Origin of the sequence: Citricoccus parietis, from assembly GCF_042433045.1 — a bacterium.
Taxonomy (GTDB): Bacteria; Actinomycetota; Actinomycetes; order Actinomycetales; family Micrococcaceae; genus Citricoccus; species Citricoccus parietis.
The window spans coordinates 1-13,854 of sequence record NZ_JBHLWH010000045.1 but is presented as its reverse complement, the minus strand read 5'-3'; the positions used below and the strand labels follow the sequence as shown (position 1 = coordinate 13,854).

13 protein-coding genes are annotated in these 13,854 nt (G+C 67.9%); 12 read left to right on the top strand and 1 reads right to left on the bottom strand.

What is annotated here, in order from left to right:
* The first annotated feature begins 104 nt into the window (after positions 1-104).
* From ACFFIO_RS15515 to ACFFIO_RS15495, 5 genes are all read left to right on the top strand, one after another.
* Positions 105-1,142: a siderophore ABC transporter substrate-binding protein gene (locus ACFFIO_RS15515; RefSeq protein ID WP_378043209.1), complete on the top strand. Its 1,038-nt coding sequence runs from the start codon at positions 105-107 to the stop codon at positions 1,140-1,142.
* Positions 1,143-1,505: 363 nt separating this feature from the next.
* On the top strand, positions 1,506-2,432 hold the full coding sequence (locus tag ACFFIO_RS15510; RefSeq protein WP_378043380.1) for an ABC transporter permease: 927 nt from the start codon (positions 1,506-1,508) through the stop codon (positions 2,430-2,432).
* Positions 2,425-3,573 carry an iron chelate uptake ABC transporter family permease subunit gene (locus ACFFIO_RS15505; RefSeq protein WP_378043208.1) on the top strand — a complete coding sequence of 383 codons (1,149 nt, stop codon included), beginning with the start codon at positions 2,425-2,427 and terminating at the stop codon, positions 3,571-3,573. The genes ACFFIO_RS15510 and ACFFIO_RS15505 overlap by 8 nt, the downstream gene beginning before the upstream one ends.
* Complete coding sequence (locus tag ACFFIO_RS15500) at positions 3,570-4,325, top strand: iron ABC transporter ATP-binding protein (protein ID WP_378043206.1); 756 nt, start codon at positions 3,570-3,572, stop codon at positions 4,323-4,325. The genes ACFFIO_RS15505 and ACFFIO_RS15500 overlap by 4 nt, the downstream gene beginning before the upstream one ends.
* Positions 4,326-4,518: 193 nt before the next feature.
* The gene (locus ACFFIO_RS15495) at positions 4,519-5,457 is read left to right on the top strand and encodes a hypothetical protein (RefSeq protein WP_378043204.1); all 939 of its coding nucleotides are present in this window, start codon (positions 4,519-4,521) and stop codon (positions 5,455-5,457) included.
* Between the two features lie 149 nt (positions 5,458-5,606).
* On the opposite strand, the gene ACFFIO_RS15490 is transcribed toward ACFFIO_RS15495, so the two are convergent.
* On the bottom strand, positions 5,607-7,010 hold the full coding sequence (locus tag ACFFIO_RS15490) for a THUMP-like domain-containing protein (RefSeq protein WP_378043379.1): 1,404 nt from the start codon (positions 7,008-7,010) through the stop codon (positions 5,607-5,609).
* Between the two features lie 178 nt (positions 7,011-7,188).
* On the opposite strand from ACFFIO_RS15490, the gene ACFFIO_RS15485 reads away from it, so the two are divergent.
* The 7 genes from ACFFIO_RS15485 to groL all read left to right on the top strand — a co-directional run bounded on the left by ACFFIO_RS15485 (position 7,189) and on the right by groL (position 13,738).
* Positions 7,189-7,719 carry a hypothetical protein gene (locus ACFFIO_RS15485; RefSeq protein ID WP_378043202.1) on the top strand — a complete coding sequence of 177 codons (531 nt, stop codon included), beginning with the start codon at positions 7,189-7,191 and terminating at the stop codon, positions 7,717-7,719.
* 188 nt (positions 7,720-7,907) lie between these two features.
* Positions 7,908-8,264, top strand: a complete 357-nt coding sequence (locus ACFFIO_RS15480) for a hypothetical protein (protein WP_378043201.1) — start codon at positions 7,908-7,910, stop codon at positions 8,262-8,264.
* 1 nt (position 8,265) lies between these two features.
* A complete protein-coding gene (locus tag ACFFIO_RS15475; protein WP_378043199.1) occupies positions 8,266-9,591 on the top strand; it encodes an HMG-box domain-containing protein in 1,326 nt (441 codons plus the stop codon).
* Positions 9,592-9,630: 39 nt separating this feature from the next.
* On the top strand, positions 9,631-10,098 hold the full coding sequence (locus ACFFIO_RS15470) for a hypothetical protein (protein WP_378043197.1): 468 nt from the start codon (positions 9,631-9,633) through the stop codon (positions 10,096-10,098).
* The gene (locus ACFFIO_RS15465) at positions 10,082-11,407 is read left to right on the top strand and encodes a hypothetical protein (RefSeq protein WP_378043195.1); all 1,326 of its coding nucleotides are present in this window, start codon (positions 10,082-10,084) and stop codon (positions 11,405-11,407) included. The genes ACFFIO_RS15470 and ACFFIO_RS15465 overlap by 17 nt, the downstream gene beginning before the upstream one ends.
* A gap of 217 nt (positions 11,408-11,624) precedes the next feature.
* Positions 11,625-11,921 carry a co-chaperone GroES gene (gene groES / locus ACFFIO_RS15460; RefSeq protein ID WP_115931766.1) on the top strand — a complete coding sequence of 99 codons (297 nt, stop codon included), beginning with the start codon at positions 11,625-11,627 and terminating at the stop codon, positions 11,919-11,921.
* A gap of 221 nt (positions 11,922-12,142) precedes the next feature.
* On the top strand, positions 12,143-13,738 hold the full coding sequence (gene groL, locus ACFFIO_RS15455) for a chaperonin GroEL (RefSeq protein ID WP_378043194.1): 1,596 nt from the start codon (positions 12,143-12,145) through the stop codon (positions 13,736-13,738).
* Positions 13,739-13,854: the final 116 nt, after the last annotated feature.

The following is a 13,854-nucleotide window of genomic DNA, read 5'->3' as shown; positions in this document are numbered from 1 at the left end:
CTAATCGTCTAAGGTAAGGCTTACCAAATGCAGGAGCCGGAGACGAGGATGTCCCCGCCACGCCTGCGCTCGCAGCCCTGCACTTCCCAAGGAGTTCCACTCGCATGCAGATCACGAATCGACGCCTCGGCCTGGCCGCCCTGGTGACCACTGCCGCCCTCGCCCTGACCGCCTGCGGTGGCGGTTCTGAAGCCGAGACCACCGACAGCTCGGCCTCCGCCTCCTCGAGCGCCTCGGGCTCGGCCGGCGCCAGCGCTGAAGCGCAGTCCTTCCCGCTGGAGATCGAGGACATGGCCGGCAACCAGGTGACCATCGAGTCCGCCGATTCGATCATCGCCACGGACAACCGCATCTTCCGCACCCTCGAGGACTGGGGCGTGGAACTGTCCGCCGCCCCGCTGGGCCTGATGAACGAGGGCACCGTGGACTACCCGTCCGACGACTCGATCATCGACCTGGGCAGCCACCGAGAGCCCAACATGGAGGGCTTCGTCGAGGCCGAGCCGGACCTGGTCCTGAACGGCCAGCGCTTCTCCGGTCAGACCGAGGCGATCAAGCCGTTGATCGGTGACGCCGCCTTCCTCGACACCAACGTGGTGGAGGGGGAGCCGCTGGAGAGCGAGCTGCGCCGCCAGACCACCCTGCTGGGTGACATCTTCGCCAAGCAGGCCGAGGCCGAGGCCCTGGTCGCCGATTTCGACGCGGCCATCGAAGAGGCCAAGGGTGCCTACGATGCCGAGCAGACCGTCGTCGGGCTCATCGCCACCGGAGGCGACCTCTCCTACGCCGCCCCGTCCACCGGCCGCGCCATCGGCCCGGTGTTCGACATGCTCGGGCTGACCCCGGCGCTGGAGCGCGAGGGCTCGACCAACCACCAGGGTGATGACATCTCCGTGGAGGCCATCGCCGAGGCCAACCCGGACTGGCTCCTGGTCATGGACCGAGACGCCGCCACCACTGACGCCGACGCCGATGGCTACCAGCCGGCCGCCGAGCTGATCGAGGGCTCCGAGGCACTGCAGAACGTCACCGCCGTGAAGGAAGGCAACATCGTCTACCTGCCGGAGGACTTCTACGTGCACGAGGACATCCAGAACTACACCACCTTCCTCACCGAGCTCGCCGAGGCCTTCGGCGCCTGATCCTTCCGGGCGTGGCACGGAAACGGCCACGTCATCCAGGGGATCAACACCATTCGGCCCGGATGTGACGGGCGGGCTCAACTGCCCGCCCGACGCATCCGGGCTGAGCCGTGAAACGCCGCGGGGCCATCCGGCCGCTGCGGCAGGACGAGGGAACGCCACCTCCGGCCGACCCCGACAGGGACACCAGTGACAGCACCGTACGAACACCGGAACCCGGAGGCCCAGACGGCCCCACTGGGCGCCGACTACCAGACCGTCCACCCGGGGGGCCATGACGGCCTGCCCCGGGAGGCCGGCGGATCCGGCCGGCACCCACAGGCCGGCGGAACCGCCCGCCGGCCGTGGCGCACCGCGGGGCCGCTGCTCATCGGGGTGGTCCTGACCCTGGGCCTGATCGTCGCCTCGCTGTTCGTCGGCGTCTACGACATCGCGACCGCCGAGGGCGGCTGGGAGATGTTCTTCATCACCCGCGTCCCACGGACCATCGCCCTGGTGCTCGCCGGCGCGGCCATGGCCATGTCCGGGCTCGTCATGCAGCTGATGACCCAGAACCGCTTCGTGGAGCCGACCACCACGGGCACCACCGAGTGGGCCGGCCTCGGGCTGCTCGTGACCATGCTGGTGGTCCCCAGCGCCACGATCTTCGACCGCATGCTCGGCTCGATCCTCTTCGCCTTCATCGGCACCATGGTCTTCTTCCTCTTCCTTCAGCGGGTGACGCTGAAGTCCTCGCTGATCGTGCCCATCATCGGCATCATGCTCGGCGCCGTGGTCGGGGCCGTCTCCACCTACCTCGCCCTGCAGACGGACATGCTCCAGCAGCTGGGCATCTGGTTCGCCGGCTCCTTCACCGGGGTGGTGCGCGGCCGGTACGAGCTGCTCTTCATCGTGCTGGCCGTCGGCATCCTCATCTTCCTCCTGGCCGACCGGTTCACCGTGGCCGGCCTCGGCAAGGACATCGCCACCAACGTCGGCCTGAACTACAACATGGTGCTGCTGACGGGCGTCTCCATGATCGCGATCGTCACCGGCGTGGTCACCGTGGTGATCGGTGCCCTGCCCTTCCTCGGGCTGATCGTGCCCAACGTGGTCTCCATGTTCCGCGGGGACAACCTGCGCACCAACCTGCCCTGGGTCTGCCTCGTGGGCATCTGGGTGGTCACGGTGTGCGACATCATCGGCCGCGTGGTCATCATGCCCTTCGAGGTCCCCGTCTCCCTGATCCTCGGGGTGGTGGGCGCCGTCGTCTTCATCGGTCTGCTCGTCAGGAGGCGCAAGCATGTCTGAGAACACCTCCTCCGACGGCCGGATCCTGACCGCACCGGCCACCGGTTCGGTGACTCACCCGGCCGAAGCGCAGGGTCCCGCGCCGGCCGAGGCACCGGCCGGCGTCGGGCCCGGGGGTTCGGCGCAGCGAAGCCGGCCCCAGCGCCAGTCCGGGCCGTTCGGGGAGCCCAAGCACCGCCGTCGCTACCTCTGGCTTGTGGGCGGGCTGCTCGTGCTCGCGGCGCTGGCGACCTACGGGAACCTCGCGTGGGACAACCCCATGCCGCCCGGATCCGAGGGCTTCTGGATCATCGCGAACATGCGTGTGGAGTCGATCGTGGTGATGCTGGTGGTCGCCGTGTGCCAGGCCGTGGCGACGGTGAGCTTCCAGACCGCCACGAACAACCGCATCATCACGCCCTCGATCATGGGCTTCGAGTCCCTGTACACGGTGGTGCAGACTGCCGCCGTGTTCTTCTTCGGTGTGGCCGGTGTGACCATGGTGGTCGGGCTGCCGCAGTTCTTCCGGCAGGCCGGACTCATGGTGGTCTTCGCGGTGCTGCTGTACTCGTGGCTGCTGTCCGGGCGCTTCGGCAACATGCACATCATGCTGCTCGTGGGCGTGGTGCTCGGCGGTGGGCTGGGCGCGCTGTCCACGTTCATGCAGCGCGTGCTGGACCCCAACGAGTTCGACGTGCTGACCGCCCGGCTGTTCGGCAACATCTCCAACGCCCAGACCGAGTACCTGCCGTACGCCATCCCGATCGTGGTGGTGTGTGCGGCCGTGCTGTTCATCCGGGCGCGGCGGCTGAACGTGATGTCGCTGGGCCAGGACGCCACCAACAACCTGGGGCTGAACCACAAGCGCGAGACCATGATCGTGCTGACCCTGGTGGCCATCCTCATGGCCATGACCACCTCCCTCGTGGGGCCGATGACGTTCCTCGGCTTCCTCGTGGCGACGCTGGCCTACCAGTTCACGGACACCTACGACCACCGGCTCATCCTGCCCGTGGCCGTGCTGATCGGCTACACGATCCTGTCCGTGGCCTACTTCGTCCTCCGGAACATCTTCTACGCGGAAGGTGCCGTGACCATCATCATCGAGCTGGTCGGCGGCCTCGTGTTCCTCATTGTCATCATGCGAAAGGGCCGACTGTGATCACACTCGACGGCGTTCAGAAGAGCTACGGCGACGAGACCCAGATCGGGCCCGTCACCGTGGAATTGCCCCAAGGCGGCATCACCGCACTGGTCGGCCCCAACGGTGCCGGCAAGTCCACCATCCTCACCATGATCGGGCGGCTGCTCAAGGTGGATGCCGGGCAGATCCAGGTGGCCGGGCAGGACATCGTCAACGCCCCGTCCAAGGCCGTGGCCAAGATCCTGTCCATCCTGCGTCAGGAGAACCACTTCGTAACGCGGCTGACCGTGCGGCAGCTGGTGGGCTTCGGACGGTTCCCCTATTCCAAGGGGCGGCTGACGGCGGAGGACGAGAAGTACATCTCCGAGGCCATCGACTTCCTCAACCTGGACAAGCTGGAGAACCGCTACCTGGATCAGCTCTCCGGCGGCCAGCGCCAACGCGCCTACGTGGCCATGGTGTTGGCCCAGAACACCGACTACGTGCTGCTGGACGAGCCGCTGAACAACTTGGACATGCAGCACTCCGTCCAGATGATGAAGCAGCTGCGCCGTGCTGCCGACGAGCTCGGGCGCACCGTGGTGATCGTGCTGCATGACATCAACTTCGCCTCCCGCTATGCCGACTGGATCCTCGCCATGAACGACGGCAAGGTCACCGAGTTCGGCACGCCCGAGCAGATCGTCACCGACGAGGTGCTGACGCGTGTGTTCTCCACCCCCGTGAAGGTGATCCAGGGGCCTAAGAGCCGCCTGGCCGTCTACTACTGACCTCCCCTGATGTTGAGTCTGGAGGGATTCACCGGAATGTGGCCGTTTTCCGTGAATCCCTCCAGACTCAACGCGGGGTGGCGGCGGGCCCGGTGTCGCCGGATCACTCCACAGGTCCCTGATCGGACGGTTCTGTCCACACACGGCGGTGGGAGAGCGGCCTGAGCACCGCGGGATGTTCGAGCCTGGGGGCATGCCCGAACCACAGAACCCACTCCACGCGGCGTCGACCGGATCGTATTTCTCGTCCCGGATCCTCCAGGAGCAGTCTCTACCCTGGCGTGCCCTCCACACTCCTGGGGTTCTCCCCGTCAGCCAGTCGATCTGGCGCCACGCCGGCTCCCCGCCCGATTCGCCGCATTACCTGAAACTGCTCCAGGGCATCCACCCGGAGGGGGTGTTCTCCCACGAGACGGCGGCCGCACTCTGGGGGATGTGGATGCCCTGGGGCAACACGGGATTCTCGCCGGTCCATCTGTCGAAGCGGCGTACGGACGGCGGGCCGCCCTGGCGTCAGGGGATCAAGGGGCACCAGCTTCCACCCCATGTGAAGATCCTCGACCGTGTGGGGGTGCGGGTGACCTCGCCGGCGTGGACGTGGGTCGACCTTGCCGGCACCAGGATGTCCTTCGAGGATCTTGTGGCCACCGGGGACAGCCTGTTGCAGCGGGGCAACGGCCCCGCCGGTCAACGGGAGCCCGGTCTTCATCCGCTGAGCAGCGTGGAGGAAATCAAGGCGACCATCGCGGTCCGACCCAAGGTCAAGGGGATCGTGCGGTGCCGTGAGGCCGTAGAACTCCTGCGCGCCCATCATGATTCACGGCCGGAGAGCCTCGTCAGGACGCGGCTGCTGGAGGCGGGCCTGCCGGAACCGACCATCAACCCCGTCCTGCGGATGTCCATGGGGAAGACGATCCAGCCGGACCTGGCCTGGATCGATCTCAAGGTCTGCATCCAGTACGAGGGCGACCACCACCGCGCCGACAAGGACCAATGGCACCGGGACATCGGAAGGGACCGGACCATGCATCAGGATGGGTGGGTCGTGCTGAGGCTGACCAGCCGTGACCTGGAGTCCCACCAGTGGCAGGCCTTCCTCGGCGAGGTCCGTCAGGCGCTCGGCATCGTTTGAGATTCGGTCCGCGGGGGCGGTGGCCCGGTCTGACGGCCCGTGATCGTCCGCTTGAGTCTGGAGGGAATCACCTCCAGGGCGCGATTTCAGTGAATCCCTCCAGACTCAACGGTTGGGGGCAGCGGTGGGGAGGGGATCAATGGTGGGGTTCAACGGGGCAGGGGCTCGACCACCACGGCCACGCGGTCCTTGCCGATCCGGGTCAGCACCAGGGTCGCGTGGTGGCCGGCCGCCTTGGCCCCCTTGCCCGGCCCGCTGCCCTTGCCCTGGCCAGACATGAGCTGGCGGCGGAGCTCCTCGGGCGTGACATCCACGCCGCGCTTCTTGATGTCCAGCCGCGTCACGCCATGCTCCCTGACCCAGCGACGCAGCCCCTTGACCTTGTACGGCAGGACCTCCAGGACCCGGTACCCCGTCGCGAACCGCGAGTCCAGCGCCTCGTCAGCGCAGAAGTACGCGATGTGCTCGTCCAGCAACCGCCCGCCCACGGCAGTGAACTCCCGGTCGATCAGGTCCGCGACGAGGCCGGCCCGGATCACGGCCGGATCGGGCTCGTAGAGGTAGCCCGTCAGTCCCTCGAGCCCGGCCACGGGAACTGCGGGGGAGTCGCCGAAGTCCTCGGCGGAGGACAGTTCAGCCGGAGACCTGCCACCTTCAGCGACCGACGCCGGCCCCGCGCCTCCCGCTGCCGGCGCACCCTCAGCGCCCGACGCCGGCCCCGCGCCCACCGCTCCCGACGCACCATCACCGCCGGCCGCCACAGAGCCGCCACCCAAGACCAGCGCCGACCGGCGGACTCCCGGGCGGACCAGCGCGTTGAACCACAGCACCGCCTCGGTCAGAGACCCGTCCACGGACACCCACTGTGCCTCGCAATCAACCGGCACGGAGTCGTGCGGCAAGGCCGGCCCGAGCTTCACGCCCACCGGCGCACCCGTGTCCGCCAGCCGCTCCACGAAGGACAGGGGAGGGGAGAAGGACTCGGGGTCGAACACCCGGGAGGAGCCGGACGAGGACACCACGCGCCGGGCCGGGTCGAGCCAGAACCCCTCGGGCCGCGCGCTGGTGCCGGTGGTCGCCCCACCGGGCCCGTCCAACGCCGCCAGCCACTCCTCGGCGTCGGCGCAGACCACGGACGCATTCGGGAACGGCATGAGGTTGATCGTCGCGGCGGCGGCGACGGTCTCGTCCCGCTCCACGGCGGTGACCTCCAGGTCGAGTGCAGCCAGGGCCATGGAATCGGCGCCGATCCCGCAGCCCAGGTCGGCCACGGAACCTACCCCGGCGGCAGCGAAACGCCCGGCGTGCAACGCGGCCACGTTCATCCGCGTGGCCTGCTCCAGGCCGGCCCGCGTGAAGACCATGTGCCCGGCGAACGGCCCGAACTTGGCCGCGGCCTTCGAACGGAACTTCAGCTGGGTCAGCACGGCCGAGACCAGCTCCGGTGCATGCCCCTCGCCCCGCAGACGAGTCGACAGTGCGAGGGCCTCGGAATCCCGGTACCCCTCCAGCGAGTTCAGCAACGCCCACCCCTCCGGCGTTAGCACGGGCATGAGCGCCGTGTCCTCCTGCGTGGAGTCCAGAGCGGAGGCGCGAGCCGGACCGCCTGGAGCGGAGTGGGAGGAGCGAGAGTCATGCGAGGAGGAAGCCACGGATCCACGGTACCGGCAGGCCCCGCCCGGCAGTCCACATGTCCACCCGCCGCCACGGGCCCACCGGTAGGCTGGAACCATGCCTAGCCGTCCCGCCTCGCGCCCTCCGTTGCCTCACTCTGCGCGCCCGGACCAGGACCGGCCGGATCTGGACCATGACGGGGACGGTGAGCTGCGATTCGACTTCTTCGGCCGCTTCGAGGACGAGCACCCGGACACCAAGGACCGGCAGGACGGGTACGACGACGGCCCCCACCACTTCGGTGACCTCGCCTCGGGTACGGGCCGGGCCGACGTCGGGCGTGATTCCCGCGCCTCGCAGCAGGCGGCCTCGGCCCCGCTCTGGTGCAAAGTGTTGCTCTATGCCTCCATGGCCGTCGGCGTGGTGGCGGCACTGCTGCTGATCGTCACCGTGATCGCCCAGGTCTTCGTGGCCGGCACCTTCACGCTCGGCGGCGGGGACTTGCTCTCCGATTCCGAGGCGGCGGATGCCATCCGCCGGGACGTGGTCTGGGTTCCCCTCGCCGGACCGCTGATCGCGCTCGGTGCCGCGTTCGCGGGACTGTGCGTGGCCGCCGTCGGAATCTTCCGGGCCCGCCGGAACGGATAGGCCGCGGTACGCCCATCGCGCGGTGCCGCGCTGTGTCCGCAGGGCGCCGACTCATAGCAGGCTCCCGCGGCGGCGGGGCGGTTCCCGATGGGGACAACTCCCCATCGCCGAGCCGTGGCCGTCCCGATATATTGGTGGACGCCCGGAGAGACGGGTGGATGAGCGGATGAGCGGAAGGAATCCCGCAGGTGGCTATCGAAGGTTACGAGGTCGATGAGACGGCGGCATTAGCAGTCGTGACCAGCGTCCGCACCCAGCGCGAGGAACTGAACGGTCTCCGCGACTCGATGGAGACCTCCATGCTCTCCCTGATCGATGCGGCCAAGATGCGCAGCGTGGTCTCGGCCCTGAGCAGCGTCTGGAACGACATGCTGGCCCTGCAGGCAGAGGCAGCGGAGACCCGGATCGACAACGGTGCGAATGGGATGCAGGGTGCCATCAACGCGATCAGCGACGGCAACCGCACCATGCTGGAATCGGCCCAGGCCACCATGAGCCAGTCGCCCGATCTGGTGATCGATGACGCCATGGTGGTGGAGGAATAACATGGCTTTCGACACCACCGGACTGACCGACTGGCCGGTCCCCGACACTCTCGATTCCGCCGCTGAGGACGTCTTGACCCGGGCCACCCGTTTCCGGGAGGGCGTGGACGACTGCGAGCGTGAGTGGAACGCGATCACGGACCACTTCCATTCGAATGACAGCGCCACCATGAGCCGCATCGAGGAGTATTACCAGGTGGTCACCGCTCACGGCGATGTGGTCGAGGGAGTCGCCTCGGCGGTCAAGGACCACATCGGCGTCTTTGCCTCAGACATCCGCGATCTGGAGAGTCGCCGGACCACGGCGTACTCGCGCATCGAGCGGCACGATGAGCTCTCGGTGGACGGCGAGGAGCCGGAGAACGGCATCTACACCGAGACCAGTGTCCAGAACTACATCAACACCATCGTCGCGGACCTGGTGCTGGCGGCGGAGAACTGTTCGACCCACCTCGAGGGCATCGACGTCCAATCGGTGATCGACGATGGGTGGCTGCCGCAGCCAACGGCCAGTGATGGCGTCGCGCTGGTCGCCCTCACCGAGTACGAACGGGTGACCTTCAATTACGACGTGGTGGAACGCCACCAGTTCCCGGTGTGGGACTACAGCACCACGGCCCCGACCGCCAACTGGGTGGCCGATTCGGACGGCAACGTCACCCGGGCGCCCTTCGTCACCTCACGGGAAGTCTCCGGCTACCGCTATGAGACGCGGACCGTGACCCACACGGGGGCGCGGACCGAGTGGGCCATGATGAAGACCCCGGTCAACCCCTGGGCCTATGAGAATATTCCGCGTTACCAGGAGAAGGTGGACCTGCGGCCGGACCTGTACACCACGGACGGCCCGCGGTTCTGGGACGCCAAGGGCCGGCTCGTGGACTTCAAGGAGGCGTTGGCCCACGGCAATAACTGGACCCGTACCCTGAGGGTGGCAGGCCCGGTCGCGACCCTGGTCACCGCCGGTCTCGCCTACAACTCCGAATACCAGAAGGCGCTGGAGGAGGTGTCCGCCGAACACCCGGACTGGTCTCAGGATGAGATCGAGGCCCGGGCCCGCGAGATGCGCAACGTCCAGGGCACCACCCAGGTGGGGCTGGACATCGGCTACGGTGCGGCCGGTGCCACGATCGGCACCTTCATCGGCGGTCCCATCGGCACGGTGGTGGGCTTCGGGGCCGGCTTCCTCATCGGCTGGGCGGCCGAGGAGTTCGGGCTCAACGACGCCATCAAGGACGGGACCCAATGGCTGTGGGACACCGGTAGCGACCTCGCCGGGGATGCCAAGGACGCCATCGGAGATGCCTGGAACTCCATCTTTGGCTGAGCACCACAGGCCACGGGCCGGAAAGGTACTGTGAGGGGAATGGAAGACAACCTACCGGCGTACCTCTTCGGCACCGCGTTGGGGATCCTTCTCGTGGTCAGCGGGATCCTGGCCTATACCGGCAAGTACCGGGCCTGGCTGATGCTGAAGTCGTTCTTCCCGGGGTGGCCGGGACTGGCCGGGGGGTACATCGGTGTGTTCATGCTACTCGCTCTGTATCTGCCGTTGATCGGCGAGTCCCTGCCGCCGATCCTCTTCCTCCTGGCTGCGGCCGTCACGTTCCTGAGCCTGGCCCTCGGGATCATCGGCATGTTCTGGCTCCCGAATTTTCTCCTGCCACAGTGGATCCGGGAACAGAAGCGCCGGATGGCACGCGGCGAGGACAAGTTCTCCCAGGCCATGAAGCCCGGGGGAGCGCTGCACGGCCGGCTCGGGGTGGACACCAAGCACACCGAGTGGAATGAGATGAAGAAGAAACCGTGGACACCCGATGACGGCACCGAATAGCCCCGCCCCGACATCCTGGCCCCGCGTCCGCCTCGGTGCGGCCGACCTGCCCTGCCCGCCGGACTGGGAACAGGTGGAGCAGCCCCACCGGTCCCAGGAGATGGTGGTGCTGCGCCATCCGTTCCTGGCGGCCGAGGCCTTCCACCCGACCATCGTCGTCCGGTCTGAGCCGACGTCGGCCTCCCTGCCCGCCCTCGGAGCCCAGGGCATCGCCGGCGTCATCGGCGGCCTCCCGGGTGCCCGCTTGCTGGCGCACGACCGTGGCGAGGTCGGTGGACTTCCGGCCCGCGGTCAGGTCTATGCCTACGACGCCGGCACCGTCACCATCGTCGCCGAACGCTGGCTCCTGCTGGCCGGAACGCACGGCGTGGAGATCACCGCCCAGTGCACGGTGGAGCAGGTGGAGGACATCGAACCGCTGTTCCATGCCGTCTTGGACCACACTGTGATCACCGAGCTGCAGTCCGGGGCGGCGGCCATGCCCGAGCCGCTCGCCGAACCACCGCGGGACGGGTTCCTGGCCGCTCGGTCCGGACTGGACGCGGAATCCCTTGACCGGGTCTCCGGAGCACAGCCCTACCGCCCGGTGGGACCGGTCCTGTCTGACGACACCTTCCGTTTCGCCATCCACCATGCCGGACGGGAACGCATCGGCAAGATGGACCTGCTGGCGGCACCGCGGGCCGGGGCCGAACTGGTGGCGGCGGGCCTGATGGAGCCAGACGGTGAACTGAGGGAGGGCTTCCGGCTGATGGTCCTACCGCTGTCCCTGGCCCGCCAGTCCATCCGGATCGAGGGCGTCCACCTCCAGGCGTCCACCCAGTTCGACGCCTGGCTGGGCGGCGGGGGAGTGACGGTGGCATCGCGGGCCTCCCACGCACAGTGGGTGCAGGGGGACGAAACCACGGCAATTCCGGACGGCTTCGTCTGCGTCGATGTCATCCGTGAGGAGTCCCTGCCCTTGGCCATGGCGGCGTGGGCAGGCGTCGGCCCGGCGTGGACCGTGATGTCCACGATCGACCGCATCCCCATGGACCTGTTCGAGCGTCGCCTCGAGCAGGGCCGGGGTGTACCCCCGCCGGACGGAGCCGACGAGCCGATGCTGCGGATGTGGGAGCAGCCGTGGTTCGCCTGGCGCGTGATCATGCCGGGGCTCGAACGGGAGCTGAGCTGGCTTAATGCCGGTTCGGCCGGGCAGTATCACATCGGCCAGGGCCACGACGGGTCCATGCGCTTGCTGGCGGAGCCCTCGGGCTCGGTCTGGACCACCTTGGTACGGGAGACTGGCATCCTGGCCCACGTGCGCTGATCGCCTCCCAGGACACGTTCTGGCACTCACCTTGACCGAGTGCTAAACCCGGCCTAGAGTCATTTCTGGCACTCCGGGGCACCGGGTGCTAAGCCTGAAGGACCTGCCATCCGGCACCCGCGACGACGGTTGGCCAGCCTCCGGCGCACAACACCATCCATAGACGCTGGCTGCCCGCACGCTCGGGTGGCCCACCCAAAAGAAGGAGAGTACAGACGTGTCTGTCTCTATCAAGCCCCTTGAGGATCGTATTGTTGTCCGTCCGTTGGAAGCCGAGCAGACCACCGCTTCCGGCCTGGTGATCCCGGACACCGCCAAGGAGAAGCCGCAGGAGGGCCAGGTCGTGGCCGTCGGCGCCGGCCGCATCGATGACAAGGGCAACCGCATCCCGGTCGACGTGGCCGAGGGCGACGTGGTCCTGTACTCCAAGTACGGCGGCACCGAGGTCAAGGTCGGCGGCGAGGAGTACCTCGTGCTCTCCGCCCGCGACGTGCTGGCCATCGTCACCAAGTGACTTCCTGCCGGGTGGGGGTCCGCAACGCGGTCCCGACTCCCGGTTGACGCGCCCAGGCCCGGCCAGGCACCTGAGCCGGCCGGGCCTGCGGGCGTCCCGTGCCGCCGTCGTCGGTGGTGGTTCTGATCGAACCAGCGCACGACGCCGGCCGCGCACCTTGAGCTTTTCCCCGCAGTTTTCATTGGAATTCGCAGATTTCCTTTACGAAAGGAGCTTCGTTCATGGCGAAGCAGCTTGCCTTCAACGATGAGGCCCGCCGCGCACTGCAGGCCGGCATCGACAAGTTGGCCGACACCGTCAAGGTCACCCTCGGCCCCAAGGGCCGCAACGTGGTCCTGGACAAGTCCTGGGGCGCCCCGACCATCACCAACGATGGCGTGACGATTGCCCGTGACATCGAGCTGGACGACCCGTACGAGAACATGGGCGCCCAGCTGGCCAAGGAAGTGGCCACCAAGACCAACGACGTGGCCGGTGACGGCACCACCACCGCCACCGTGCTGGCCCAGGCCCTCGTGAACGAGGGCATGCGCCAGGTGGCCGCCGGTGCCGCCCCCAACGAGATCAAGCGCGGCATCGAGACCGCCGTGCAGGCCATCGACGCCCGCCTGGCCGCCAACGCCGTGGATGTCTCCGGCAACCAGGTGGCCGCCGTGGCCGCCATCTCCGCCCAGTCGGACGAGATCGGCGAGCTGCTGGCCCGCGCGTTCGACACCGTCGGCACGGACGGCGTCATCACCATCGAGGAGTCCTCGACCACCTCCACCGAGCTGGTCATCACCGAGGGCATGCAGTTCGACAAGGGCTACCTGTCCCCGTACATGGTGACCGACGCCGAGCGCCAGGAAGCCGTCCTGGAGAACCCCTACATCCTGCTGAACTCCGGCAAGATCTCCAACGTGCAGGAGTTCCTGCCGCTGCTGGAGAAGGTCCTCCAGGCCAACAAGCCGCTGTTCATCATCGCCGAGGACGTCGAGGGCGAGGCCCTGTCCACGCTGGTGGTCAACAAGATCCGCGGCACCCTGAACGTCGTGGCCGTCAAGGCCCCGGGCTTCGGTGACCGCCGCAAGGCCATGATGCAGGACATCGCCACCCTCACCGGTGCGCAGGTCGTCTCCCCGGACCTCGGCATGAAGCTGGACCAGGTCGGCCTCGAGGTGCTCGGTTCCGCCCGCCGCGTGACCGTCACCAAGGACAACACCACCATCGTCGAGGGCGCAGGCTCTGCCGACGAGGTGGCCGGCCGCGTCGCGCAGATCCGCTCCGAGATCGAGAACACCGATTCGGACTGGGACCGCGAGAAGCTGCAGGAGCGCCTGGCCAAGCTGGCCGGCGGTGTGGGCGTCATCAAGGTCGGCGCCGCCACCGAGGTCGAGCTGAAGGAGGCCAAGCACCGCATCGAGGACGCCGTGTCCTCCACGCGTGCGGCGCTCGAAGAGGGCATCGTGGCCGGCGGCGGCACCGCGCTGATCAACGCCCTGACCGCCCTGGACGAGGACGAGGCCATCAAGGCCCTGTCCGGTGACGCCGTCTCCGGCGTCGGCATCGTCCGCCGGGCCCTGGTCGAGCCGCTGCGCTGGATCGCCCAGAACGCCGGTGAGGACGGCTACGTCGTCACCTCGCGCGTCGCGGAGCTGGAGCCGAACTTCGGCTTCAACGCCAAGACCGGCGAGTACGGCGACCTGCTGGCCGCCGGTGTCATCGACCCGGTCAAGGTCACCCGCTCCGCCCTGCTCAACGCCGCGTCCATCGCCGCGCTGGTGCTGACCACCGAGACCCTGGTGGCGGACAAGGTGGCTGACGAGGACGCGAAGTAACCTCGAGTCCCACCTGAGGTCCAACACAGAGGGGCCCCGGCATGCACGTGGCGGGCTCTAGCGATCCTCGCAACACCCTATCTTTTAGGGAGTTGCGAGGATCGTGTCGTTCGAGG

Bases quoted from the DNA above. Each gene is read 5' to 3' on its own strand.
- ACFFIO_RS15495 (WP_378043204.1), top strand. From the start codon at position 4,519: ATGCCCGAACCACAGAACCCACTCCACGCGGCGTCGACCGGATCGTAT.
- ACFFIO_RS15485 (WP_378043202.1), top strand. From the start codon at position 7,189: ATGCCTAGCCGTCCCGCCTCGCGCCCTCCGTTGCCTCACTCTGCGCGC.
- ACFFIO_RS15475 (WP_378043199.1), top strand. From the start codon at position 8,266: ATGGCTTTCGACACCACCGGACTGACCGACTGGCCGGTCCCCGACACT.
- ACFFIO_RS15505 (WP_378043208.1), top strand. From the start codon at position 2,425: ATGTCTGAGAACACCTCCTCCGACGGCCGGATCCTGACCGCACCGGCC.
- ACFFIO_RS15515 (WP_378043209.1), top strand. From the start codon at position 105: ATGCAGATCACGAATCGACGCCTCGGCCTGGCCGCCCTGGTGACCACT.
- ACFFIO_RS15490 (WP_378043379.1), bottom strand. From the start codon at position 7,010: ATGCCCGTGCTAACGCCGGAGGGGTGGGCGTTGCTGAACTCGCTGGAG.
- ACFFIO_RS15470 (WP_378043197.1), top strand. From the start codon at position 9,631: ATGGAAGACAACCTACCGGCGTACCTCTTCGGCACCGCGTTGGGGATC.
- groL (WP_378043194.1), top strand. From the start codon at position 12,143: ATGGCGAAGCAGCTTGCCTTCAACGATGAGGCCCGCCGCGCACTGCAG.
- ACFFIO_RS15465 (WP_378043195.1), top strand. From the start codon at position 10,082: ATGACGGCACCGAATAGCCCCGCCCCGACATCCTGGCCCCGCGTCCGC.